The organism is Spongiactinospora sp. TRM90649 (assembly GCF_029382225.1).
Lineage (GTDB): Bacteria > Actinomycetota > Actinomycetes > Streptosporangiales > Streptosporangiaceae > Spongiactinospora.
The window spans coordinates 132,928-157,317 of record NZ_JARLTC010000031.1; the positions used below are offsets into that span (position 1 = coordinate 132,928).

Consider the following 24,390-nt stretch of genomic DNA (forward strand, 5'->3'; position numbering starts at 1 on the left):
TCCGTGAAGGCCGTCGTGATGGCAGGCGGGGAGGGGACGCGGCTGCGGCCCATGACCGCCAATCAGCCCAAACCCCTGCTTCCCGTGATCAACCGGCCGATCATGGAGCACGTGCTGCGCCTGCTGCGGCGGCACGGGCTCACCGAGACGGTCATCACCGTCCAGTTCCTCGCCGCGCTCATCCGCAACTACTTCGGCGACGGCGAGGAGCTCGGGATGAGCCTCTACTACGCCACCGAGGACATGCCGCTCGGCACTGCGGGCAGCGTGAAGAACGCCGCCGACAAGCTGCGCGACGACCGGTTCCTGGTCATCTCGGGCGACGCCCTGACCGACATCGACCTCACCGACATGATCCGCTTCCACCGCGACAACGGCGCGCTGGTCACCATCGGCCTCAAGCGGGTGCCCAACCCCCTGGAGTTCGGCATCGTCATCGTCGACGACCACGGCAAGGTGCAGCGGTTCCTGGAGAAGCCCACCTGGGGCCAGGTCTTCTCCGACACCGTCAACACCGGCATCTACGTCATGGAGCCCGAGGTCCTCGACGAGGTCGTGACCGGCCAGGCGGTCGACTGGTCCGCCGACGTCTTCCCCCGGCTGCTGGCGGGCGGCGCGCCCCTGTACGGCTACGTCGCCGAGGGCTACTGGGAGGACGTCGGCACTCACGAGAGCTACCTCAAGGCCCAGTCCGACGCCCTGTCCGGCTGGGTCAAGCTGGACATCGACGCCTTCGAGCTGTCGCCGGGCGTCTGGGTCGCCGAGGGCGCCTCCGTGGACGCCGACGCCGTGCTGAAGGGCCCGCTCTACATCGGCGACTACGCCAAGGTGGAGGCCGGGGCCGAACTGCGCGAGTACTCCGTGCTCGGCAGCAACGTGGTGGTCCGCGAGGGGGCGTTCGTGCACCGTGCGGTAGTCCACGACAACGTCTACATCGGGCCGAGCGCCAACCTGCGCGGCTGCGTCATCGGCAAGAACACCGACGTCATGACCGGCGCGCGCATCGAGGAGAGCGCCGTCATCGGCGACGAGTGCATCATCGAGGCCGAGGCGTACGTCTCCTCCGGGGTGAAGGTCTACCCGTTCAAGACCATCGAGGCCGGGGCGGTGGTCAACACCAGCGTCATCTGGGAGTCGCGCGGCCAGCGCAGCCTGTTCGGCCCGCGCGGGGTCAGCGGCCTGGTCAACGTGGAGATCACCCCGGAGCTGTGCGTACGGCTGGCCAGCGCCTACGCCACCACCCTGAAGAAGGGCACCTCGGTGATCACGTCGAGAGACTGCTCCAGGGCCGCAAGGGCGCTCAAGCGGGCCGTGGTGAGCGCTCTGAACGCCGGGGCCATCGACGTCCTCGACCTGGAGGCCACGCCGCTGCCCGTGGCCCGCTTCCACACCGGCCGCACCGCCGCCGTCGGCGGCATCGCGCTGCGCACCACCTCCGGCGACCCGCAGAGCGTGGACATCGTCTTCACCGACGAGCAGGGCGCCGACCTCTCGCTGGGCGCGCAGCGCAAGCTGGAGCGGGTCTTCTCCCGCCAGGAGTTCCGCCGCGCCTTCCCCGGCGAGATCGCCGAGCTGACCTTCCCGGCAAGGGCCGTCGAGGACTACGCCCACGAGCTGCTGCGCTGCGTGGACATGAACGGCGTGCGCGGCGCCGAGATGAAGGTCGTGGTCGACTGCGCGGGCGGCACCTCCTCGCTGGTCATGCCGACCCTGCTGGGCCGCGTCGGGGTCGACGTGCTCACCGTCAACAGCCGCCTCGACGACACCTCGCCCACCGAGACGCTGGCCGAGCGCCGCCGCGACCTGCAACGCCTGTCGGAGCTGGTGTCCTCCTCGCGGGCCGCCTTCGGGGTCCGCTTCGACCCGGTCGGCGAGCGGGTCGCCCTGGTCGATGAGAAGGGCCAGCTCATCAGCGAGGAGCGGGCCCTGCTGGTGGTGCTCGACCTGGTGGCCGCCGAGCGCGGCGGGGGCCGGGTGGCGCTGCCGGTCACCACCACCCGGGTGGCCGAGCAGGTGTGCCGCTTCCACGGCGTCCAGGTGCACTGGACGGCGACCGCGCTGGACGAGCTGACCACCGCCGCCGCGGGCCACGACATGATCTTCGCCGCCGACGGCAAGGGCGGCTTCGTCGTCCCGGAGTTCGGTCCCACCGTGGACGGCATCGCGGTGTTCATGCGGCTGCTGGGGCTCGTGGCGCGCACGCGCCTGTCGCTGAGCCGGATCGACGCCCGCATCCCGGAGGCGAAGCTGCTGCGCCGTACGGTGCCCACGCCCTGGGCGGCCAAGGGCGCGGTGATGCGCTCGGTCATAGAGGCGGCCGAGGGCTACCACATCGACACCACCGACGGCGTGCGGGTCGTGGACGGCGACGGCGGCTGGGCGCTGGTGCTGCCCGACCCCAGCGAGGCCGTCACGCACCTATGGGCCGAGGCGCACGACATGGACACCGCCCAGAGCCTGCTCGAACACTGGGCCAGGGTGGTCGAACGCGCGGCGGGCACATGATCACACGGCGCGGGGGCCTTGTCACGATTGCGGCCGATCATGCCGAACGGCGCGGCGGCATGGACCGGAAGGCCACGGCGGCGGTAACTTTGTCACCGTCCGAACCCACCGTCCGGCCCGCCTTGACCTTTGAGTCTCATCAGCGTAAGTTGCGGCATTCGCAGTCTGAGGAACGTTTGAGAAACGAAGAGCGAGGCGCGCACCGTCAGCACCGTGACCGCGTCTTCGCGGTAGGAGGCCGAGCCGATCGATGCCGAGCGTCTACTGCACGCAGTGCGGTCATGCCAACCCCGAGGATGCCCGATTCTGCTCGCGGTGCGGGTCGCCGCTGAGCCGCACGGAAGTGGCCGGCGACACCACGTCGACGATCTCCCTCGCGGGCATCGAGGCATATGAGGCCGAGACGGGTGAGACGCTCCTCGCCGAGCGGGCGGCCGTGGAGCAGTTGCCTCCCGACCAGGGGCTGCTGGTGGTGATGCGCGGCCCGAACCAGGGCAGCCGCTTTCTGCTCGACAACCAGCTCACCACGGCGGGTCGTCACCCGGAAAGCGACATCTTCCTGGACGATGTGACGGTGTCACGCAGACATGCGGAGTTCTACCAGCGCGGGGCCGGCAGCTTCACCGTGCGCGACGTCGGCAGCCTGAACGGCACCTACGTCAACCGTGAGCGCATCGAGGAGGTGCCGCTGCACGGCGGGGACGAGGTGCAGATCGGGAAGTTCCGCCTGGTGTTCCTCACCAGGGGCGCTGGGGGACCATGAGCGCACAGGCCGCCCGCTCGTACATGAGCATCGGGGACGTCATCGCTCTGCTGCGGGGCGACTTCCCCGACATCACGGTCTCCAAGATCCGGTTCCTGGAGGGTGAGGGGCTGATCGAGCCGCAGCGCAGTCCCTCCGGCTACCGCAAGTTCACCCATTCCGACGTCGAGCGGCTGCGTTACATCCTGACCGAGCAGCGTGACCGTTACCTGCCGCTGCGGGTCATCAAGGACCATCTGGAGGCCGCCGACCGCGACGCGCGTCCGACGTCCCGCCCCCGTGCGGTCCAGGAGGAGCCCAGGGCGCCGCAGGAGATGCGGCTGAGCCGTGAGGAGCTCCTGGCGGCCAGCGGGATCGACGACGCGACGCTGACCGAGCTGGAGGACTTCGGGCTGCTGGCCGCGGTCGCGCGGCGATACGACGCCGACGCGCTGGCCGTGGCCCGCAGTGTGGGCTCGCTGGCCGCCTTCGGGCTGCACGCCCGGCATCTGCGCGCGGTCAGGGCCGCCGCCGAGCGCGAGGTGGCGCTGGTCGAGCAGGCCGTGGCGCCGCTGCTGCGCCGCCGCGCCCCAGGAGCCATCGATCGGGCCGACGAGGCCGCCAGGGAGATGTCCGGCCTGCTGCTCGACATCCACGCCGCCCTGGTGCGGACCGGGGTACGTGGCGTTCTGGGCCGTTGACATCCCAGCGCGCCATTAGGTCCCCGCCGAGTGTTACGTTGAATTGCGGTGACCGACCACCAGTGGTTGACCAGCGAGCGGACCTCGACGCCGGTGTGGCCGGCGCGGAGTCCGCGTCAAGGATACGGAGCAGCCCGTGTTGCAGATGGAGGTCGTGGGCGTCCGGGTCGAGATGCCCACCAACCAGCCGATCGTCTTGCTCAAGGAGGCGCACGGGGAGCGATACCTGCCGATTTGGATAGGTATGACCGAAGCCACGGCGATCGCCATGGCCCAGGCCGAGGAGCCGCCGCCCCGGCCGTTGACGCACGACCTGTTCAGAGACGTGCTCGATGCGCTGGGCGTGTCGTTGCGCACGGTGAACATCGTGTCGCTGCGCGACGGCATATTCTTCGCCGATCTGGTCTTCTCCAACGGGGTCGAGGTCAGCGCGCGCCCGTCGGATTCCATCGCGCTCGCGCTGCGCACCGGGGCGCGCATCTTCGCCAGCGAGGAGGTGGTGCAGGAGGCCGGGGTGACGATCCCCGACGACCAGGAGGACGAGGTGGAGAAGTTCCGCGAGTTCCTCGACACGATCAGCCCGGAGGATTTCGGCCGTGCCGGGTGAGATGGTTTGTAGCGCTTCACGACGCGCCGAGCGGGATCGTTGACTGTCGATGACCACGGTCCTACGGTGCAAGTGAACCCTGCGGTTGTAATTCACGAACCCCCAGATCAGACCGCGGGATGAGAGAAAGCCGGAGGTCCGCAGTGGCGGTCAGCAGCGGCGAGGGTAAGACAGCCGGCCAGGAGGATCCGGGACGGCGCGAGAACGCGCGTCAACGTGCCGGTGAACAGGGCCTGCTCTTCGATGAGCAGCCCACGGCATTGCCCGCCGACATCGGGTATCGCGGTCCCACCGCCTGCGCGGCAGCCGGAATAACCTACCGGCAGCTCGACTACTGGGCGCGCACGGGCCTCGTCGAACCCGGGATAAGAGCCGCGCAGGGGTCGGGCTCGCAGCGTCTCTACAGCTTCCGCGATATCTTGGTGCTCAAGGTGGTGAAGAGGCTGCTGGACACCGGAGTTTCGCTCCAGCAGATCCGCACCGCCGTACAGCACCTGCGCGATCGCGGAGTCAACGACCTGGCGCAGATCACGCTGATGAGCGATGGCGTGAGCGTCTACGAGTGCACCTCGGCCGACGAGGTGATCGATCTGCTCCAGGGCGGGCAGGGCGTCTTCGGGATCGCCCTGGGCCGGGTCTGGCGAGAGGTCGAGGGGTCCCTGGCGGAGCTGCCGGGGGAACGAGCCGAGGCCGCCCCGGGCCTCGATGAGCATCCGAACGACGAGCTGGCGCGGCGCCGCAAGGCCCGCAGGACCGGCTAGCGAGACCTGACCGCTCGCAAGGCCCTCCGGGGTGACACGGCGACAGACGTGACGGGGCCTTTGGGATCGACGGGACGAAACGGGGTAGCCTTGTGCACAAGGCCGACGACCCTGTGCGGGAGAGTCCTCGAACCGTCATTCGCGTGACGGTTGGGGGCGCCGAAGGAGCAACCTCCCCGGAATCTCTCAGGCACCATGTACCGCACGGGTGAGGCAACTCTGGAAAGCAGGCGTGCCACGCCAGGCGCGTCTCACCGACGGTGCAAATCCCCATCGCCCAGGGGATGAAGCTCTCAGGTCGCGGCCCACGCGTCGCGATGACAGAGGGGGAGTCCGGCATACGTCCGCGCCCTGCGCCGGTCTCCACCGCATCGGGAGGCTCTCCATGACCGATCTGTCACCGCTCGCCCCGCACACCGATCTTTCGCCGCCGCCGTTCGAGGTCCGTCACATCGGGCCGACGGACGGTGACCGGGCGCGCATGCTGCGGGCCGTCGGCTTCGCCAGCACCGCCGACCTGGTCGCGGCCGCCGTGCCGGAGGCGATCAGGACCAAGGACCGGCTGAACCTGCCGCCCGCGATCGGCGAGTCAGGTGCCATCGCCGAACTGCGCGCGCTGGCCGTCCGCAACCGGGTGCTCACGTCCATGATCGGACTGGGCTACCACGACACCGAGACCCCGGCGGTGATCCGGCGCAACCTGCTGGAGAACCCCGGCTGGTACACCGCCTACACGCCCTACCAGCCCGAGATCTCCCAGGGCCGGCTGGAGGCGCTGCTCAACTTCCAGACCATGGTCACCGACCTGACCGGCCTCGACGTGGCGGGCGCCTCACTGCTGGACGAGGCGACCGCCGCCGCCGAGGCGATGACGCTCGCCCGCCGCGCGGGCCGCGCCAAGAGCCCCGTCTTCGTGGTCGACGCCGACGCGCTGCCGCAGACCAAGGCCGTGCTGCGCACCCGCGCCGAGCCGCTGGGCATCGAACTGGTCGAGTCCGACCTCACCGGCGAGCTTCCCGAGTGCTTCGGCGTGCTGGTGCAGTACCCCGGCGCCAGCGGCCGGATCGCCGGGTTCGGCGCGCTGGCCGAGCGCGCCCACGCCCGCGGCGCCCTGCTGGTCGCCGCCGCCGACCTGCTCGCGCTGACCCTGGTGACCTCCCCCGGAGAGCTGGGCGCCGACATCGCGGTCGGCTCCACCCAGCGCTACGGCGTGCCGCTGGGTTTCGGCGGCCCCCACGCGGCCTACATGGCGGTCCGCCAGGGCCTGGCCCGCCAGCTCCCAGGACGCCTCGTGGGCGTCTCCCAGGACGCCGACGGCCGTCCCGCCTACCGCCTGGCCCTGCAGACCCGCGAGCAGCACATCCGGCGCGAGAAGGCCACCAGCAACATCTGCACCGCGCAGGTGCTGCTCGCCGTGATCGCCGGGATGTACGCCGTCTACCACGGCCCCGAAGGGCTCACCAGGATCGCCCGCCGCACCCACCGGCACGCCGTGGCCCTGGCCGCCGCACTGCGCGCGGGCGGCGTCGAGGTGGTCCACGACGCCTTCTTCGACACCGTGCTGGCCCGGGTTCCCGGCGCGGCCGGGCGGGTCGTGACGGCCGCGGCCGGGCGCGGCGTCAACCTGCGCGAGGTCGACGCCGACCACGTCGGAATCTCCTGCGACGAGACCACCACTGAGGCCGACCTGGCCAAGGTCCTCGGCGCCTTCGGGCTCGGCGATGAGCCGCCCGCCGTCGCGACCGGCGACGCGCTGCCGTCCGATCTGGCGCGCGCCTCCGAGTTCCTCACCCACCCGGTCTTCCACACCCACCGCTCGGAGACCGCGATGCTGCGCTACCTGCGCAGGCTGCAGGACAAGGACATCGCGCTGGACCGGTCGATGATCCCGCTCGGCTCCTGCACGATGAAGCTGAACGCCGCGACCGAGATGGAGCCGATCACCTGGCCCGAGTTCGCGGGCATTCACCCCTACGCGCCCGAAGAGCAGGTGGGCGGCTACCTGGAGCTGATCGGCGGGCTGGAGGCGTGGCTGGCCGAGGTGACCGGCTACGACGCGGTCTCGCTACAGCCGAACGCGGGCTCGCAGGGCGAGTTCGCCGGGCTGCTCGCCATCCGGGCCTACCACCGCGCGGCCGGTCAGGAGGGCCGCGACGTCTGCCTGATCCCGTCGTCCGCGCACGGCACCAACGCCGCCAGCGCGGTCATGGCGGGCATGCGGGTCGTCGTCGTGGCCTGCGACGACGAGGGGAACATCGACCTGGCCGACCTCGACGCCAAGATCGAGCGGCACCGCGCCGAGCTGTCCGCGATCATGGTGACCTACCCCTCCACCCACGGGGTCTACGAGGAGTCCATCGCCGAGGTGTGCGGCAAGGTGCACGAGGCGGGCGGGCAGGTCTACGTAGACGGCGCCAACCTCAACGCGCTCGTCGGCCTGGCCAAGCCCGCCGAGTTCGGCGCCGACGTCTCGCACCTGAACCTGCACAAGACCTTCTGCATCCCGCACGGCGGCGGCGGCCCCGGCGTCGGCCCGGTCGCGGTGCGCGCCCACCTGGCCGGATACCTGCCCGGGCACCCGCTGCGCGACGGCTCGGGCGTCGGGCCGGTCTCGGCCGCGCCGTACGGCTCCGCCGGGATCCTGCCGATCTCCTGGGCCTACATCAGGATGATGGGCGGCGACGGCCTCAAGGCCGCCACCGAGCAGGCCATCCTGTCGGCCAACTACCTGGCCCGCAGGCTCGCCCCGCACTACCCCGTGCTCTACACCGGCAGGGGCGGCCTGGTCGCCCACGAGTGCATCGTCGACCTGCGCCAGATCACCAAGCAGACCGGCGTCACCGTGGACGACGTGGCCAAGCGCCTGATCGACTACGGCTTCCACGCGCCCACCATGTCGTTCCCGGTGGCGGGCACCCTGATGATCGAGCCCACCGAGAGCGAGGACCTCGCCGAGCTCGACCGGTTCTGCGCGGCGATGATCGCTATCCGCGAGGAGATCGCCAAGGTGGCCTCCGGCGACTGGGACGCCACCGACAACCCGCTGCGCGGCGCCCCGCACACCGCCGACTGCCTGCTCACCGACGACTGGGAGCACGGCTATACCCGCGCCCAGGCCGCCTACCCGGTCGCCGCGCTGCGCGAGGCCAAGTACTGGCCGCCGGTCCGGCGGATCGACCAGGCGTTCGGCGACCGCAACCTGGTCTGCTCCTGCCCGCCGCTGACCGCCTACGAGACTCCCGAGGAGGAGGGGCGGGCCGGGTAGCGTACGGGGGAGACCGGCGTCGGCCAGGCTCGGTCTCTGCCGGTATTGGCATGTCGCGGGACGTCGGGCCCGGGGGCCGTTAGGCTATTCGATCATCGATCGATCATCGGTGAAGGAGTGCGATGACCCCCCCTGAGCTGGACGTCCCCGCGCTGGAGACCGCACGCCGGTTGGCCGAGAGCGGTGATCTCGACGGCTCGGCACGGATCTTCGCCGAGCTCGCCGCGGATCCTGAGGAGCCCGACCGCGCCCAGGCCGCCGTCGGCCTGGCCGTGGTCCTGGCCGAACGCGGCGAACTGGAGGACTCGCGCGCCGCCGCGCGCACCGCGCTGGCCACCGGCCATCCCGAGTACGCCGCCCAGGCCGCCTGCCATCTGGCGGGCACCTTCGAACGCGAGGGCCTAGCCGACCAGGCGCGGGCCGCCTGGCAGGCGGTGATCGGGGTCGGCAACGCGGCCTACGTGCCCATCGCGCACCTGGCGCTGGCCAGGCTCGCCGCCACGCAGGGCGACCCGGCCGGCACCGAGCGGGCGCTGCGCGACGCCCTGGCCACCGGCGACCCCGAGACGGGCCCGCGCGCCACGCAGTGGCTGGCCGAGCTGCTGCTGGAGGAGGGCGCGGCGGCCGACGCCGCGGAGGTGCTGCTGAGCGCCCTGGAGGCGCCGCACACGGGCGATCCGGCCCGGCTGCGGGTGCTGCTCGGGATCGCCCATCTCGACCTCGCGTGCGCCGAGTTCGCCGAGGCGGTGGAGAGCGAGTCGGTGCGCGGCGGGGCCGACGCCGAGACCGGGGCGCTGGCCGTCGAGCTGCTGGCCCGCACGCTCCCGCTGCGCGGGCGCGACGAGGACGCCGAGCGCGTGTGGTCGTACGGCCTGGAGCACGCCGACGAGCAACTGGCCGGGCTGGTCCGCGAGAGGCTCGACCGCGACCTGTGAGGGCGCGGCCCGTGCCGCCGGGGGACGCGCTCAGCGGGTGTGGAGCCCCGCCACCACGTTGACGGCCACGATGGCGACCAGCACGAGCAGGAACCCGGCGAACCCCGCCGTGCCCGCCCCGATGGCCCCCAGCGGGATGCCGAGCGTCATGGTGCCGAGCGCCAGCCACACATGCGCGTGGCGGCCCTTGGGCGGGGCCGGCGGCGGGGGATAAGGCGGATAGTGCGCCTGCGGCGGGGGCGGCGGGCCCATCCGCGCGGTGAGCGCGGCGTCGATGCGGGTCGCGATCGCGTCGTCGACCTTGTCGAGGAAGCCCTCGACGAGCGCGGACTCGTAGTCGGGCCCAAGGTCGCGGCGGGCTTCGATGGTGGCGCGCATGTCGTCGCGCGGCAGTGTGTTCTCCGGCACAGCCTCAAATCTAGACACCGCGGACGCCGTGTTCATCGGCCGAACGGTGGACAATCGTTCGTGCCATAGGACTAGCCCGGATTCGTACGACCGCCGTCCGTGACCGCTAACGTTGCAGGTCATGGACGAATCCGAGGTCATCGACGTGGTGACGGAGCAGGGCGCGGCACGGGTGGAGCTGGACACCCCGCAGGGGCCGCCCAGGCTGCTGCTGGTGCTGACGCACGGCTCGGCGGGGACGGTGGCCGCACCCGACCTGCTGGCGGTCCGCACGGCGGCCCTGGGGCTCGGCGCGGCCGTCGCCCGGGTGACGCAGCCCTTCCGGCTGGCCGGTCGCCGCGCTCCTGGCTCCGCGGCCCGCCAGGACGACGCGTGGACCGAGATCGTGACCGGGCTGCGCAAGGAGCGCTTCCCGGGGCTGCCGCTGATCCAGGGCGGGCGGAGCAACGGGGCGCGGGTGGCCTGCCGTACGGCGGGCGCGGTCGGCGCGGAGGCCGTCGTGGCGCTCGCGTTCCCGCTGCACCCGCCTGGACGCCCCGAGCGTTCGCGCGTGGAGGAGCTGCGCGGCGCGGGCGTGGACGTTCTGGTGGTCAACGGCGATCGCGACGCGTTCGGCGTGCCTGAGGAATCGGACGCCGCCCGGCTGGTGGTGCTGCCGGGCGAGGGTCACGACCTCAACAAGAATCCCGCCCGGGTGGGTGGGGTGGTGGCCGAGTGGCTGCTGGGCCGGATGCAGTGAAGCCGCCGGTCCGCCCTGGATCCCCCGCAGGGTCAGGCGGCGCCCATCAACGGGGTTGGCCGGTGCGGATCGATGGCGGCACCGCTGGGCAGCAGCTCACCGGTGTCCTCGAACAGCACCACACCATTGCACAGCAGGCTCCACCCCTGCTCAGGGTGTGCCGCTATGGTGCGTGCCGCCTCCCGATCGGGCGCCTCGGCGCTTGGACAACACGGTTCGTGCGGGCACATCGGAGGTGCCTCCGGATCTCATCGGTCGGCTCGCCGGGACCGGGGCGGCCCCTCTCCCTTCGACGACGGGCGAGCATCTGGGGTTTGTGTGTGGCGAACCACACACTGTGGTCTACCACACAACGGCAGAACAAGTGTGCGGTCTGGTTCTGTTCCGGCGACATAGCCCGTTTGGACTGTTCCGAACCCTCGGGTGGGTGGTTGGCGCTGAATAAGTGACCTACGACACAGCGTGCCTTATGCCAGATAACGGGCACGTCGCGACACGCCGCCTTACTGGTAAACGTTGGATAACGCCCTCGTCGCGACACCTGCGAGCCTAGAGCGTATGGGCCTGGAGCGTGGTGGATCGGCTGAGGCGAGCCTAGAGCCGGCAGGCCTGTCCGTGGGGCCTATACCAGCGGGTTTGGACCGTGCGGTTTGGATGCGGGCTCGGGGTCGTGCGGGCTATGTCATGTCGTGCGGGTCAGCCCCGCCAGCAGCGCCGCCAGCCCGCGTTCGAAGGCCCGCTCGCCGTCGGGGTCGGGCCCGGGCTCCCGTACGGCCGGATCGGCCCAGCCGGTGTGCTGCAGCTCGACGGCGACGCTGCCGAACACGTAGGCCCGCATCGCCCGCACAGCCTCACCGGGCTCGCCGAGCCCCGCGTCGCGGAGCTGCTCGGTCTGCTCCCTGATCGCCGCCGCCGCGCTGCCGCGCGGGGGCTTGGTCATGGCCAGCGCCAGCACCCCGGGGTGGGCCAGCAGCGCGGCCCGGGAGGCCCGGCACCACACCGCCGCGATGTCCTGCCAGGCCGCGCGGTCCCCGGCCTCGACGCTCACGGTCGTGACGTGCTGGGCGAGTGCGTCTAGCAGCGCCTCCTTGCCACCCGGCACGTGATGGTAGATCGCCATGGCCTCCACCTGGAGGGCGTCGCCGAGCCGGCGCATGGTCAGGCGGCGCAGCCCCTGGGAGTCGGCGAGTTCGAGGGCGGCGTCGATGATGCGCTCCCTGGAGAGCGGGACCGGCGGTCGTTTGGCGGGCATGACGATCATCCTGTCAAGCTTCGCCTTACTTTGTAAAGGGCAACACGCGGATCCGGTGCGGCATCGCGGGGAGGGTAGGGTTCTCCCGACAGCAGCGAATGCCGCCGGATCACCCGGCGAAGGGCCCGAGGAGGGGCAGGCGACATGGCGTTCTTCCGACCGCGCGTGAGCCGGGAGGCCGAGGTCCGGTTCCACGCCGACCAGGAGGTCGGCAAGAGCTACCCCGCGCTCCTTGAGAAGGCCCGAGAGGCCGAGGACGAGCTACGGCGAGTCCGCTCCGGTCACGCGACCACGGGCGGCCTGCGCGCCGCCGGCGTGGCCCTCGACGTCGCCCTGACCGAGGCCCTCCGCGCCGCCGAGGCCGCCCGCCGCGCCACGCTCGGCGTCAAGGCCTACGACGACCGCATCGTCCGCCGCAAGCGCCGCGCCACCCCGGCCGGCGCCATGTGGACCACCGAGGTGGACCGCCTCCGCACCCTGCGCGAGGAACACCGCATCACCGGCATAGCCCGAGTCCCCCGCCCGGTCCCCACCACGGTCAAGTCCTAACTCCCGCAGCCGTCCGAGGCTCCGGGAGCCGCCCGCTTGGGCGGTGGGGTCGGCCATGGCGGGATGGTGCGCGGATGGCGGGGGAATGAGGAGCATGCTGCCGGACATGGCAGAGCCGGACGGGGTTTCCCGTCCGGCTCCGGGGGTGTGGGTCAGCTGGCCCAGTCGAGGAGGGGGCGGGCGTTGCTGGGGTGGCGGAGTTTGGAGAGGGACTCCTTTTCCAGCTGGCGGATGCGCTCGCGGGTCAGGCCGAGGTGCTTGCCGATCTCGTCGAGGGTGTGGGGCTTGCCGTCCACCAGGCCGAAGCGCAGGGACATGATCCGGGCCTCGCGGGGGGACAGGTTGCCGAGGACTCCTCTGAGCTGGTCGGCGAGGAGCTGCCGGTCGATGACCTCCGACGCCTCGGGGGAGTCGACGTCCTCGATGAGGTCGCCGATGGTGGTCTCGCCGTCGTCACCGATGGTGGCGTTCAGGCTGATCGGCTGGCGGCTGGTGCGGAGCAGTTCCTCGATCTGGTCGGGGGTCTTGTCCATCTCGGCCGCCAGTTCCTCGGGCGTGGGCTCACGGCCGAGGCGCTGGTGCATGTCGCGCTCGATCCTGGACAGTTTGGACAGCAGTTCCAGGACGTGCACGGGCAGGCGGATGGTCCTGGCGGAGTCGGCGAAGCCGCGCTGGATGGCCTGCCTGATCCACCACATCGCGTAGGTGGAGAACTTGTAGCCCTTGGTGTAGTCGAACTTCTCCACTGCCCTGATCAGGCCCAGGTTGCCTTCCTGCACCACGTCGAGCAGGGCCATGCCGCGGTCGGTGTACTTCTTGGCCACCGACACGACCAGCCGCAGGTTGGCCTCCAGCATGTGGTCCTTGGCCCGCTTGCCGTCGCGCGCCACCCATTCGAGTTCGACGAGGCGCTCGTCGGTGAGGCCGTCGGCGGACTCCAGCAGGTTCTCGGCGTAGAGGCCGGCCTCGATGCGCTTGGCCAGCTCGACCTCCTCGGCGGCGGTGAGCAGGGTGCGGCGGCCGATGGACTTGAGGTAGGTGTGCACGGAGTCGCCGATGACCGAGGACTGGTCGTCGAGGTCCATGGCCGGCTCGGTGTCCGGCTCCGCGCCGGTGGCCGTCCCCCCGACGCCGGGGAAGTCCTCGGACTCGGGCCCCTCGGGCTCGTCGGCGTCCGCGCGCCGTGCGGGGCGCTCGGCGGCGGCCTTGCGGCGGCGGGTGGTGGTGGACTTGCGCGTGGCCGCGCCCGCCTTGGTGGTCTTGGCCGTCCTGCGGGACTTGGCCGGTGCCGACTGCTCGGTGCCGGCGTCGGTGGCGAGGTCCACACCGGCTTCGGTGAGGTCGCGCAGCACGGATCTGCCCTCGCTGGGGGTCAGTCCGGCCTGCGCGAAGGCGTCGCGCAGTTCGGCGAGGGAAAGGCGGCCCTGCGCTCGCCCCCGGGCGAGCAGCAGGTCGAGGGTCGGCGGGCTCGCCACTTGCGCGGTGGCCACGGCGGTCTTGGGCATGTGAGGGCACCTCCTCCAAGGCGTCAACGGCCGGCAGGCGTGGGGAATGGCTGTGGGTGGGGGCGGCGGACACGCCGCTCTGCGCACCAGTATCAATAACGCCCGAGAACGCAGTTAATTCCCATCGGACGCATCCGGCTGGCCGGCGACCCAGTGAGAACGCCGTTCACGTCGGCGGAAATCGCCGTGGAACATGCCGTTCCCATGGGTCGTGGAGCACGTGTCCGGACGGGCCGTGCGGGGCCCGTGCCGAGTGCGTCATCCCCTGCGCGATCCGCGCCTTCGCGGGCCGCGCGCGAGCGTCCCGGACGGTTCCGGCACGCTCATGAGGCGGCCGGGTGGCCGCCTCATCGGTCGGTCGTGCTAGTTCTTCGTTTCGTCCGTGCTCAGCAGCGTCGCCACCGGCATCGGCAGCGGCTCCGCACCCTCCAGGCGGTCTTCGGTCCAGTAGCGGCCGACGTCGCGGGGGTTCGGGTTGAGGTCCTCGGTGACGATCTCGTCATCCGTGGGCGGGGCCTGCGTCCGGGTGGGCGGGCGCCCGCTGTTGGTCTCGATGTTCGGCTCGACAACGGCTCCGGTCTCCTGATCGACCGCAGCGGCCCTGCCCGCCGCCGTGGCGGCGACAGCGAGGCCGCCGACGAGGATCACGCCGACCACTCCGGCGGAGACCCACATCTTGCGGTTGGAGTTCATTCAGGTTCCTTCCTCGTTCCGGCCAACCTTAAGACGCATGGGAGGGGTCGAAGGGTTCCGTCTCCCGATGATTTTGGTCATAACTAACTAGGTTGGCGTAGCACCCGAAGATCGGGCTTCCCATTCGGGAGCAGCGGCAACTCGGGCATCAGGACCAGCTCCGCCGGAGCGGCGTGGGCGGGCAGGTGCCGCTTGGCGAACGCGCGCAGTTCCGCCAGGCCGGGCGGGCTCGCGGGGTCGGCGGGCACCACGACCGCGACGACCCGTTCGCCCCATTCGGGGTCGGGGCGTCCGACCACGGCGATGTCGGCCACGGCGGGATGGCGGGCGAGGGTGGCCGCGCACACGGCGGCGACCACCTTCTCGCCGCCGGTGTTGATCACGTCGTCGGCCCGGCCGGTGACCCGCAGCCCGGTGTCGGTCAGCTCGCCGAGGTCGGAGGTGACGAACCAGGGGCCCTCGCGGACAGCGGCGGTGAGGTCGGGGCGCAGGCGGTATCCGGAGAACAGGGTCGGGCCCGCGACGTGGATCCGGCCGTCGTCGCCGACTTTCAGATCTACGTTGTAAAGGGGGCGGCCGTCGTACACGCAGCCGCCGCTGGTCTCGCTGCTTCCGTAGGAGGTGACGACGCGCGCGCCCGCCGTACGGGCCTCGTCGATCAGGCCGGGAGGGGCGGCGGCGCCGCCCAGCAGGATGGTGCGGAAGCACGACAGGTCGGCGCCCAGGGCGAGCAGGCGGCGCAACTGGGTGGGGACCAGGGAGACGTGCGCGGCGCCCGCGGCACGTACGGCCCGCAGCACCCCCTGGGGCGAGAACCCGGCGTGCACGATCGGCTCGGTGCCGCCGACCATGGCGCGCACCAGCACCTGGAGCCCGGAGATGTGATCGACGGGCAGGCAGCACAGCCAGGGCAGCCCGTCCCGCGCGGACAGCGCGGTGAGCGACGCCTCGGCCGAGGCCCGCAGCGCCGACGCGGACAGTTCCACCCCCTTGGGCGTCCCGGTCGACCCGCTGGTGGCGATGACCAGCGAGATCTCGGGAGCCACGGGCAGTCCGCCGGGCAGGGCGCGCATGCCGTCGCCGTCCACCAGGTGGGTCGGGCGCAGCGAGGTGAGGGCCGCCCGCAGGGCGGTGGCGGGCAGGGCGGGGGAGAGCGGCAGCACCGCCGGTCCGTCGCCGCCGAGCGCGTCGCGCACGGCACGGGCCACGGCGGGCCCCGGAGGGAGCACCAGCGCGTGCAGGGACCGCCCCTCCGCCTCGTCCGGCGTGGGGCGGCCGGAAGCGGGCGCCTTTTCACTAGGGTGCTCCGCGTGCACGGGTCCGTCTCGCACGGTCGTAAGGTTAGTGCCGACAAGCCGGACAAGGTCGCGGGCTCCCCCATGGGCAGGCCCCGGCGCCGGCGTGACGGTTCGGCGGGGGCGGCCCCGAGTCCCCGCGAACTCCCGGTCGGCGGGGTCAGTGAGGGAGGGTGGCGGTCGTGAGCACGATCGGCTGGAAGTCCGCGGGCGAGTACGAGGACATCGTCTACGAGACCGCCGAGGGCATCGCCAAGATCACCATCAACCGGCCGGAGCGCCGCAACGCGTTCCGTCCGACCACGCTGTTCGAGCTGCAGGACGCCTTCAACAAGGCCCGCGACGACGGCGACGTCGGAGTGGTCATCCTGACCGGCGCGGGCGACGAGGCGTTCTGCTCCGGCGGCGACCAGAAGATCCGCGGCGACGACGGCTACGTCGGCCCGGACGGCATCGGCCGGTTGAACGTGCTCGACCTTCAGGTGCAGATCCGCAGGCTGCCCAAGCCGGTGATCGCCATGGTCGCCGGTTACGCGGTGGGCGGCGGCCACGTGCTGCACGTGTGCTGTGACCTGACCATCGCCGCCGACAACGCGCAGTTCGGGCAGACCGGTCCGAAGGTGGGCTCGTTCGACGGTGGGTACGGCGCGTGGCTGCTCGCCGAGACCGTCGGCCTGAAGAAGGCCCGCGAGATCTGGTACCTGTGCCGTCTCTACGACGCGCAGGAGGCCGCCGCGATGGGCCTGGTGAACAAGGTCGTGCCGCTGGCGCGGTTGGAAGAGGAGACCGTCCAGTGGTGCCATGAGCTGCTGGAGAAGTCACCGCTGGCGCTGCGGATGCTCAAGGGCGCGCTCAACGCGGTCACCGACGGCGCGGCGGGGATGCAGCAGTTCGCCGGTGACGCCACACTGCTCTACTACATGAGCGAGGAGGCGCAGGAGGGTCGCGACGCCTTCAAGGAGAAGCGCAAGCCCGACTTCGCCAAGTTCCCCCGCCGCCCCTGATCGACCGTACGTCACGTAGAGGAGTCCGCCTCGATGCCATACCACGGGGCCGCCCGGTGAATCCCGCCAGCGCACTGGCCACGGTGCTCGTGGACGAACTGGCTCGGTGCGGGCTGACCGACGTCGTGCTCGCGCCCGGGTCGCGGTCCGCGCCGCTGGCGATAGCCGTCCACGCCGAGCCGCGGCTGCGGCTGCACGTGCGGATCGACGAGCGCTCGGCCGCGTTCCTGGCGCTGGGCATGGCCCGGCGCTCGGGACGCCCGGTGGCGCTGGTGTGCACGTCGGGCACCGCCGCGGCCAATTTCCACCCGGCGGTGATCGAGGCGCACGAGTCGGGGGTGCCGCTGCTGGTGCTGACCGCCGACCGGCCGCCCGAACTGCGTGGCACGGCGGCCAACCAGACGATCGACCAGGTCAAGCTGTACGGCGGTGCGGTGCGGCTGTTCACCGAGGTGGGCCTGCCCGAGGAGCGTCCCGGGCAGGTCGCCTACTGGCGGTCGCTGGCCTGCCGCGCCTACCAGCGTTCCCTGGGCCCGTTCGATCCGGGGCCTGTGCAGCTCAACGTGGCCTTCCGCGAGCCGCTGATCCCCGACGGCGACACCGCGTGGTGCGAGCCGCTGGACGGCGCGGCGAGCGGCGGCCCGTGGGTGCGTCCGCGTGTCGCGCCCCCGGCGGTGGCGTTGCATCTGCCGCCGACCAGGCGCGGCGTGCTGGTGATCGGCGACGGCGCGGTCAACGTGCGGCGTTACGTGGCCGCCGCGGGTATGGCGGGCTGGCCGGTGATCTCGGAGCCGAGCGGCGGCGGCAGGTATGGTGACCACGCGGTGTCGGCGTACCACTTCCTGCTCGGCACTCCGGAGTTCGCCGACGCCCATCTGCCCGACGTGGTGGTGACGCTGGGCCGTCCCGGGGTGTCCCGGCCGCTGTTGTCGTGGCTGAAGCGGGTGGGGGAGCACATCGTGGTGGCTCCCGACCTGTCGCGGTGGCCCGACCCGACCCGTTCGGCCACGCAGGTCGCCCAGGCGGTGGAGATCCCGGTGGCTCCGGGCGACGACTCCTGGCTGCACTCTTGGCGCCGCGCCGACCTGGCGGCCCGCGCGGCGCTGGACGAGGTGCTCGACGACTCCGGGCTGAGCGAGCCGAGGGTCGCCCGCGACCTGGTGGACCTGATGCCCAATGGGGCGTTGCTGTTCTGCGGTTCCTCGATGCCGATCCGCGACCTCGACCAGGCGATGCGGCCCCGCAGGGGGCTGCGGGTGCTGGCCAACCGGGGCGCGTCCGGGATCGACGGGGCCGTGTCGACGGCGATGGGCGCCGCGCTGGCGCACAATGGTCCCTCCTATGCCCTGCTGGGCGATCTGTCGTTCCTGCACGACCAGAACGGCCTTATCGCGGGCCCCCGCGAGCCGCGGCCGGACCTGTGCCTGGTGGTGGTGAACAACGACGGCGGAGGGATCTTCTCGCTGCTGCCGCAGGCGGCGCTCCGCGATCCCTTCGAGCGGGTCTTCGGCACTCCGCATGGCGTGGATCTGGGGTACGCGGCGGCGGCGACCGGCACGCCGTACACGCTGGTGAGCGATGTGGGGCAGTTCGGCAAGGCGCTGCGCGGCGAGGGGCCGCGGGTGATCGAGGTGCGTTCGGACCGGGAGAGCAACGCGGTGCTGCACGGCGCGATGCGCGACGCGGCCCGCGCGGCGATCTGGGAGTTGCCCTGAGGGCGGCCCCGCTCATGCGACGTCGCGGCGCAGGGTGATGAGCCTCGCCAGGACGGCGAACGCCGCCACATAGGCGGCGAACAACGCCGCTCCCGCCCAAACGGGTAGCAGTGCGGCGCCCTGGACGGTCAGCCCGCCCGCCGCCCGGGCGGCGCCCGTCGGGAGCCAGCGGCCGACCTGCGGCAGCAGCGAGGACAGCAGGTAGTCGGCGTAGGTGAACCACACCACGGCCACGGAGACGGCGGCCACCTGGTGGCGGATGAGCGCGCCGAGCGCCACGCCGAGCAGCGCGTAGACGGCGGTGACCAGGGTGGAGCCGACCAGGATGCCGGGCACGCGCGGGGTGATCACCGGTAGTCCGGCGACGGCCAGCATGGCGGCGCCGGCGGCGAAGGTGGCCAGTGTGGAGACGACGGCGATGCCCAGGCCGACTAGGCCCCAGGCGGCGAGTTTGGCGGTGACGACGCGGCCTCTGACGGGTGTGACCAGGAAGGTCCACGCGATCGTCTGGTAGCGGTATTCGCCGGTCATGGCCAGGACGCCGAGGATGAGCGTGAACACGTACGCCTGCTGGGCCATGGCGTAGGCGCCTTCGGCGTGTTGGGCGGGGCCGATGGGGCCGAGGCCGCCGAACAGGAAGATCTGCGCCGCCGCCCACAGTACGCAGAACAGCGGGGCGATGAGGGCCAGTACGCGCGTGGTGAGTCCGGCGCGGGCCTTGTACAGCTCGGCGCGGACCAGCGGGCCGGAGATCGGCGAGCCCGACTTCGCCGGGCCGGAGATCATGGGGCCGGCGATCATCGGTTCGCCTCCAGGTAGATGGCCTCCAGGTCGGTGGCCGGGGTGATGTCGGTCTCGCGGACGATCCGGCCGCCGGAGACGAACAGCGCCCGGTCCGCGTAGCGCTGGGTCTCGGCGAGCACGTGGGTGGAGACGAGGACGGTCTTGCCGTCGTGGGCGTGGGCGCGCAGGAAGCCGCGCAGCCAGTGGACGCCGGCGGGGTCCAGGCCGTTGGACGGCTCGTCGAGGACGAGGATTCGCGGGTCGCCGAGCAGGGCCGTGGCGATGGCGAGCCGCTGGCGCATGCCGAGGGAGTAGCCGCGCACCTTGCGGCCGGCGGCCGCGGTGAGATCGACCTGGTCGAGGACGGCGTCCACGCGGGCGCGCCGGAGGCCGGCGGCGATCCGGATGGCCTCCAGGTGGTCGCGGCCGGTGAGGCCGGGGTGGAAGGCGGTGGCCTCCAGCACGGCGCCGACGGACTCGACGGGACGCGGCAGGTCGGCGTAGGGGACGCCGTGGACGGTCGCGGTGCCCTCGGTGGGGGTGACCAGGCCGAGGATCATGCGCAGGGTCGTGGTCTTTCCGGCGCCGTTTGGGCCGAGGACGGCGGTGACCGTGCCGGGGTGTGCGGTGAACGAGATGTCGTCCACGGCGCGGACCGTGCCGAACACCTTGCCTAGATGGCTTAGGGCGATTTCTGCGGACATGTCGTAGACAGTGGCGCGTGGGCGGGCGGGGGTTCATGGCCTCGGGGGTGGAACTCCGGCGCGTGCCGCTGTGGGTGGAGCGGGGTGGAGGACGCTCCACCCTGGGGCCGATGGTGCGGCCGGACGGCTCGCACTAGCGTGGTCGCGTGGAGTTCTTCCGCCGTCCGGCCGTTCGTGTCGTGTTCGGCGTGCTGCTGATCGCGTACCTGCTGTTCGGCGCGTTGTCCGGGGTGATCGACGTGTGGGCCCGGCAGGGCTTTCCGGTGGGCGTCGCGGTCGCCGTGCTGGCGGCGGGCGCGTCGGCGGTCTGCGTGCTTGCGCTGTACCGCTTGTCCTCCCGCGTCGCCCTGGTGCTGTTCCCGCTCGCGCTGGCCGGAGGGCTGGCGATGCACGCGATCTCGCCGTTCAGCGGGCTGGCGGTCATCTTCGTGGCGCTGTGCGCCGCGCCGTACCGGCTGTCGCCCTGGTGGGCGGCGGTGTTCTGCGCGGCCGACATCGCCGGGACCGCGCTCGTCTCGGTCTGGGCCGGGGTGGAGGGCGCGGCGATCTTCGGGATCTCCATGGGCTTCGGCTACTGCGTGGTCCTGGTGGTGCTGTTCCGGCAGCTCACGCTGACCCGGCAGCTCGCCGAGTCACGGGCGAGGGAGGCGGCGCAGGCCGAGCGCACCCGCCTGGCCAGGGAGATCCACGACATCCTGGCGCACGCCCAGTCGGCGCAGATCGTCCACCTGGAGGGGGCGCGCCTGCTGCTCGAACGAGGTGAGGACGTCCCGGCGGCGCTCGACCGGGTCACCCGCGCGGTTCGCCTGGCGCGCGCCGGGCTGGAGGAGACCAGGCGGGCGGTGGACGCGCTGCGCGGCAGCGACCTGTGCCTGCCGGACCGCCTGGAACGGCTGGCCGTCGAGCACCGTTCGGCCAGTGGCACGGCGTGCGAGGTGCGGGTGGCCGGTGACCTGGACGACGTGTCGGCGGGCGCGCGGCTGGCGGTGGCCCGGACCGCGCAGGAGGCGCTGACCAACGTCCGCAAGCACGCACCCGGAGCCTCGGCGGAGGTGTCGCTGCGCCGGGTGGCCGGGTGGTGCGAGCTGGAGGTCCGTGACCACGGCGGGCGCGCGGGCGACGAGCCGTCCGGCGAGGGCGGCTACGGGCTGGTCGGCATGCGCGAGCGGGCGGAGCTGCTCGGCGGCTCGCTGACCGCCGGTCGCGGCGAGGGCGGGTTCCGGGTGCTGCTGCGCGTCCCGGCGGTGGAAGGCGGGGCGGGATGACCGTCCGGGTGGTCGTGGCCGACGATCAGACCGTGGTCCGTGAGGGACTGGTCCTGCTGCTCGGGCTGCTGCCCGGCGTGGAGGTCGCGGGCGCGGCCCGCGACGGGGAGGAGGCGCTGCGCCTGGTGGCCGCCCAGCGGCCCGACGTGGTGCTGATGGACCTGCGGATGCCCAGGATGGACGGCGTGGAGGCGACGCGCCGCATTCGTGAGGAGCATCCGGGGGTGCAGGTCGTGGTACTGACCACCTACTCCGACGACGAGTCGGTGTTCTCGGCGCTGCGGGCGGGGGCGCGCGGCTATCTGACCAAGGACGCCGACGCCGAGTCGCTGGCCCGGGCGATCGCCGCGGTGGCCGAGGGGCAGGCGCACTTCGACCCGGAGGTGCAGCGGCGCCTGGCCGACGCGGTGACCCGCCGGGCGCCTCCGTCCAGGGGTCTTCCCGACGGTCTCACGCCGCGCGAGGCCGAGGTGCTGCGGCTGATCGCGGCGGGGCGGTCGAACGCCGAGATCGCGGGGGAGCTGTTCATCTCGGCGGCGACCGTGAAGTCGCACATCAACAACCTGTTCGCCAAGGCGGGCCTGCGCGACCGGGCGCAGGCCGTCACCTACGCCTACCGGCACGGCCTGGCCGAAGGCTGACCGGCTCAAGCCGCCCGGGTGTTCAGCGCCGGTGCGGCCACGGCGAGGCGGCCACGACCACGCCGTACAGCAGGTGGTCGGCCAGCAGCGCCAGGTCCTCCACGGGCCTGCCCCGGCTCCGGCGCGGCAGGCCGAGCACGGGGGCGATGGCCGTCTGGAACGCGCCCCAGAACAGGATTCCCCACACCGGCCCGGTCCACGGGTGGCGCCGGATCCGGCCGGGCAGCAGCCCGAACGCGGCCCCGCCCACCGCGCCGTAGGTCCAGTGGACCAGTTCGACGATCGCGGGCCGCCGTTCCCGTGGGACGCCGTGCAGCAGGCCGGGCGCGGCGCGTTCGAGGAACGCCTCCGGCGGGGTCCGCTCGATGAGGCCGAGCGAGGTGGTCGTCTGGCGCAGGCCGGACATCGCCATGGCGCCGATCGCGCCGCGGAATCCGCCCCGGGCCGCGGAGTCGGCGAGGCTCCGCAGGGTGGAGCGGCGTTCGGTGTCCTGCGCCTGCGGCGTCTCGGTGACGCGCGGTTCGGCGACGGTGGTAGCCATGACGGCCACCTACCTGGGGAAATAGACGATAAACCGGATTTGCCGGATGACGGCTCCGGGACGGGGGAGCACGCGTGCGGGGACGAGAACGGGAATGGGAGGTCGTCGAGCGCCTGCTGCGCGCGGCCGGGGCGGGTGACGGCGGGACCCTGCTCGTGGACGGCGAGCCCGGCGCAGGCAAGACCCGCCTCCTGTCGGAGGCCGCGGTGACGGCGGCCGCCCTCGGGCTGGACACCGTCACCGCCCACGCCGGGGAACTGGGCGAACCCGTTCCGTACGGCATGCTGTTCGACGCCCTCGGCCTGCCGCCCGGCGACGACGCCCTGCCCCGCCTGCGCGCCGCGCTCGCCGCCCGCGCCGCCGGGCCGCTGCTGGTGACCGCCGACGATGTGCAGTGGTGCGACCCCGCCACGCTGGCCGTGCTGTGCGCGCTGCACGGCGAACTCGCGGGCCGTCCCGTCGCCTGGCTGCTGGCCCGCTGCACCCTGGAGGGCGGCGACCACGTCCGGCGGCTGTTCGACCTGCTGGAACGCCGGGGCGCCGGACGGGTCACCCTGGCCCCGCTCACCCCGCACGCGGTCGCCGCCCTGCTGGAGGACGAACTGGGCGCGCCGCCCGACGCCCCCCTGGCGGCCTTCGCCGGGACGGCGGGCGGCAACCCGCTCCTGGTCACCGAGCTGCTGGCCGGGCTGCGCGAGGAGGGCGCGCTGCGGATCACCAGGGGCCGCGCCACGCTGCCCCGCCCCCACCTGCCCGCCCGCGCGAGCAGGCTGGTCCGGCACTGGCTGGGCGCGCTCGGCGCCGACGCCAGGAACCTCGTGGAGACCGCCGCCGTGCTCGGCCGGTCCTTCACCCCCGCCAGGGCCGCCGCGTTGCTCGGCACCACGCCCGCCGCGCTGCTGCCCGCCGTGGAGGAGGCGCTGGCGGCCGGGATCCTCGCCGACGCCGGGCACGAGCTGACCTTCCGCCACGAACTGGTCCGCCACGTCATCACCGAGACCGTCCCCGAGCCGCTGCGGCACGCGCTGCTCGACCAGGGCGACGAACCTCCGCCCCCCACCGAGCGAGCCCCCTCCCCGCACCCGCGCCAGAGCGTCGAGGCCGTGGACGCCGCCGCCGCGGCCGGACGCCTGGCCGAGGCCGAGCGGCTGGCAAGGGTGGCGCTGACCAGGCACCGGGGCGCGCGGGCCGCCGCCGAGCTGCGCTGCGCCCTGTCCGACGTGATGTTCCTCGACGGGCGGGCGCCCCAGGCCGGACGGGAGGCCGAGGCCGCGCTCGCCGTGCCCGGCCTGGCTCCGGCGGTGCGCGACCGGGCCGTCGCGGCCCGGCTGGCCGCGCTGACCGCCCAGGGCGGCGATCCGGCGCGGGAGTACGCGCGGCAGGTCGCCGACGCCGGCGGCCGGCACGGCGAACGCGCCGCCCTCGCCGCGCTGGTCACGCTGGCCGCCGCCGAATGGTCGGCCGGGCGGCTGTCCGACGGCCTGGCGCTGGCCGCCGAGGCCCGCGGCCTGATCGGGACGCACGGCCTGGCGGCCCACCACTACGAGCCGCACCTGACCCTGGCTTGGATGTCCACCGACGTCCACCACCTGGAGGAGGCGGGCGTGCTTCTCCGCGAGGCCCGCGAGGACATGGCCGCCCACGGGATCGCCGCCTGGGCGGCGACCGCCGCCGCGCTGCACGCCCGGGTCTGCCTGGCCGCCGACCGCCCGGAGGCCGCCGCCGCCGACGCGGAGCACGCGCTCGGGCTCGCGGCGGGGGCCCCGCCGTTCGCCGCAGA

General features: G+C 72.6%; 23 protein-coding genes and 1 riboswitch. Of the genes, 14 read left to right on the forward strand and 9 right to left on the reverse strand.

From position 1 onward, the window contains the following. The first annotated feature begins 3 nt into the window (after positions 1-3). From P3X83_RS31520 to P3X83_RS31550, 7 genes are all read left to right on the forward strand, one after another. Positions 4-2,505, forward strand: a complete 2,502-nt coding sequence (locus P3X83_RS31520) for a mannose-1-phosphate guanyltransferase (RefSeq protein WP_277308935.1) — start codon at positions 4-6, stop codon at positions 2,503-2,505. 250 nt (positions 2,506-2,755) lie between these two features. Further along, entirely contained in the window at positions 2,756-3,268 is a 513-nt protein-coding gene (locus tag P3X83_RS31525; protein WP_277308936.1) for an FHA domain-containing protein, read from the forward strand. Then, positions 3,265-3,948, forward strand: coding sequence for a MerR family transcriptional regulator (locus tag P3X83_RS31530; protein WP_277308937.1), 684 nt, complete (start codon positions 3,265-3,267; stop codon positions 3,946-3,948). The genes P3X83_RS31525 and P3X83_RS31530 overlap by 4 nt, the downstream gene beginning before the upstream one ends. 136 nt (positions 3,949-4,084) lie before the next feature. Beyond that, positions 4,085-4,555 carry a bifunctional nuclease family protein gene (locus P3X83_RS31535; RefSeq protein WP_277308938.1) on the forward strand — a complete coding sequence of 157 codons (471 nt, stop codon included), beginning with the start codon at positions 4,085-4,087 and terminating at the stop codon, positions 4,553-4,555. 143 nt (positions 4,556-4,698) lie between these two features. Beyond that, the gene (locus P3X83_RS31540) at positions 4,699-5,316 is read left to right on the forward strand and encodes a MerR family transcriptional regulator (protein WP_277308939.1); all 618 of its coding nucleotides are present in this window, start codon (positions 4,699-4,701) and stop codon (positions 5,314-5,316) included. A 106-nt stretch (positions 5,317-5,422) separates the two neighbouring features. After that, positions 5,423-5,529: riboswitch (glycine riboswitch) on the forward strand. A 172-nt stretch (positions 5,530-5,701) separates the two neighbouring features. Next, positions 5,702-8,581: an aminomethyl-transferring glycine dehydrogenase gene (gene gcvP, locus P3X83_RS31545; protein WP_277308940.1), complete on the forward strand. Its 2,880-nt coding sequence runs from the start codon at positions 5,702-5,704 to the stop codon at positions 8,579-8,581. 122 nt (positions 8,582-8,703) lie between these two features. After that, entirely contained in the window at positions 8,704-9,516 is an 813-nt protein-coding gene (locus tag P3X83_RS31550; protein ID WP_277308941.1) for a hypothetical protein, read from the forward strand. Positions 9,517-9,546: 30 nt separating this feature from the next. Here the strand turns inward: P3X83_RS31550 and P3X83_RS31555 are convergent, their stop codons facing one another. After that, complete coding sequence (locus tag P3X83_RS31555; RefSeq protein WP_277308942.1) at positions 9,547-9,924, reverse strand: hypothetical protein; 378 nt, start codon at positions 9,922-9,924, stop codon at positions 9,547-9,549. 121 nt (positions 9,925-10,045) lie between these two features. On the opposite strand from P3X83_RS31555, the gene P3X83_RS31560 reads away from it, so the two are divergent. Beyond that, positions 10,046-10,663, forward strand: coding sequence for an alpha/beta family hydrolase (locus tag P3X83_RS31560; RefSeq protein ID WP_277308943.1), 618 nt, complete (start codon positions 10,046-10,048; stop codon positions 10,661-10,663). A 32-nt stretch (positions 10,664-10,695) separates the two neighbouring features. Here P3X83_RS31560 and P3X83_RS31565 read toward each other — a convergent pair whose 3' ends face one another. Both P3X83_RS31565 and P3X83_RS31570 read right to left on the reverse strand, forming a co-directional pair. Then, positions 10,696-10,893: a DUF5999 family protein gene (locus tag P3X83_RS31565; protein ID WP_277308944.1), complete on the reverse strand. Its 198-nt coding sequence runs from the start codon at positions 10,891-10,893 to the stop codon at positions 10,696-10,698. Between the two features lie 452 nt (positions 10,894-11,345). Beyond that, positions 11,346-11,915, reverse strand: coding sequence for a TetR family transcriptional regulator (locus P3X83_RS31570; RefSeq protein ID WP_277308945.1), 570 nt, complete (start codon positions 11,913-11,915; stop codon positions 11,346-11,348). 144 nt (positions 11,916-12,059) lie between these two features. On the opposite strand from P3X83_RS31570, the gene P3X83_RS31575 reads away from it, so the two are divergent. Continuing rightward, on the forward strand, positions 12,060-12,464 hold the full coding sequence (locus tag P3X83_RS31575) for a hypothetical protein (RefSeq protein ID WP_277308946.1): 405 nt from the start codon (positions 12,060-12,062) through the stop codon (positions 12,462-12,464). 152 nt (positions 12,465-12,616) lie between these two features. Here the strand turns inward: P3X83_RS31575 and P3X83_RS31580 are convergent, their stop codons facing one another. The 3 genes from P3X83_RS31580 to P3X83_RS31590 form a co-directional block, all read right to left on the reverse strand. Next, positions 12,617-13,969: an RNA polymerase sigma factor gene (locus P3X83_RS31580; protein ID WP_277308947.1), complete on the reverse strand. Its 1,353-nt coding sequence runs from the start codon at positions 13,967-13,969 to the stop codon at positions 12,617-12,619. A 363-nt stretch (positions 13,970-14,332) separates the two neighbouring features. Next, on the reverse strand, positions 14,333-14,662 hold the full coding sequence (locus tag P3X83_RS31585; RefSeq protein WP_277308948.1) for a hypothetical protein: 330 nt from the start codon (positions 14,660-14,662) through the stop codon (positions 14,333-14,335). A gap of 83 nt (positions 14,663-14,745) precedes the next feature. Continuing rightward, positions 14,746-15,903, reverse strand: coding sequence for an AMP-binding protein (locus P3X83_RS31590; RefSeq protein ID WP_277308961.1), 1,158 nt, complete (start codon positions 15,901-15,903; stop codon positions 14,746-14,748). Between the two features lie 245 nt (positions 15,904-16,148). Here P3X83_RS31590 and menB point away from each other — a divergent pair, with 245 nt between their 5' ends. Beyond that, positions 16,149-16,961, forward strand: coding sequence for a 1,4-dihydroxy-2-naphthoyl-CoA synthase (gene menB, locus P3X83_RS31595; protein WP_277308962.1), 813 nt, complete (start codon positions 16,149-16,151; stop codon positions 16,959-16,961). A gap of 56 nt (positions 16,962-17,017) precedes the next feature. After that, complete coding sequence (menD, locus tag P3X83_RS31600; RefSeq protein ID WP_277308949.1) at positions 17,018-18,676, forward strand: 2-succinyl-5-enolpyruvyl-6-hydroxy-3-cyclohexene-1-carboxylic-acid synthase; 1,659 nt, start codon at positions 17,018-17,020, stop codon at positions 18,674-18,676. A 12-nt stretch (positions 18,677-18,688) separates the two neighbouring features. Here the strand turns inward: menD and P3X83_RS31605 are convergent, their stop codons facing one another. Together P3X83_RS31605 and P3X83_RS31610 are read right to left on the reverse strand one after the other, a co-directional pair. Next, complete coding sequence (locus P3X83_RS31605) at positions 18,689-19,477, reverse strand: ABC transporter permease (RefSeq protein WP_277308950.1); 789 nt, start codon at positions 19,475-19,477, stop codon at positions 18,689-18,691. After that, entirely contained in the window at positions 19,474-20,163 is a 690-nt protein-coding gene (locus P3X83_RS31610) for an ATP-binding cassette domain-containing protein (protein WP_277308951.1), read from the reverse strand. The genes P3X83_RS31605 and P3X83_RS31610 overlap by 4 nt, the downstream gene beginning before the upstream one ends. A gap of 146 nt (positions 20,164-20,309) precedes the next feature. Between P3X83_RS31610 and P3X83_RS31615 the strand changes: the two genes are divergently transcribed. Together P3X83_RS31615 and P3X83_RS31620 are read left to right on the forward strand one after the other, a co-directional pair. After that, positions 20,310-21,428 carry a sensor histidine kinase gene (locus P3X83_RS31615; protein WP_277308952.1) on the forward strand — a complete coding sequence of 373 codons (1,119 nt, stop codon included), beginning with the start codon at positions 20,310-20,312 and terminating at the stop codon, positions 21,426-21,428. Further along, positions 21,425-22,069 carry a response regulator transcription factor gene (locus P3X83_RS31620; protein WP_277308953.1) on the forward strand — a complete coding sequence of 215 codons (645 nt, stop codon included), beginning with the start codon at positions 21,425-21,427 and terminating at the stop codon, positions 22,067-22,069. Before P3X83_RS31615 ends, P3X83_RS31620 begins: the two co-directional genes overlap by 4 nt. Before the next feature lie 22 nt (positions 22,070-22,091). On the opposite strand, the gene P3X83_RS31625 is transcribed toward P3X83_RS31620, so the two are convergent. Beyond that, positions 22,092-22,610, reverse strand: coding sequence for a hypothetical protein (locus P3X83_RS31625; RefSeq protein ID WP_277308954.1), 519 nt, complete (start codon positions 22,608-22,610; stop codon positions 22,092-22,094). 74 nt (positions 22,611-22,684) lie between these two features. Here P3X83_RS31625 and P3X83_RS31630 point away from each other — a divergent pair. Continuing rightward, on the forward strand, positions 22,685-24,390 hold a 1,706-nt coding region (locus P3X83_RS31630; protein WP_277308955.1), incomplete at its 3' end, for an ATP-binding protein.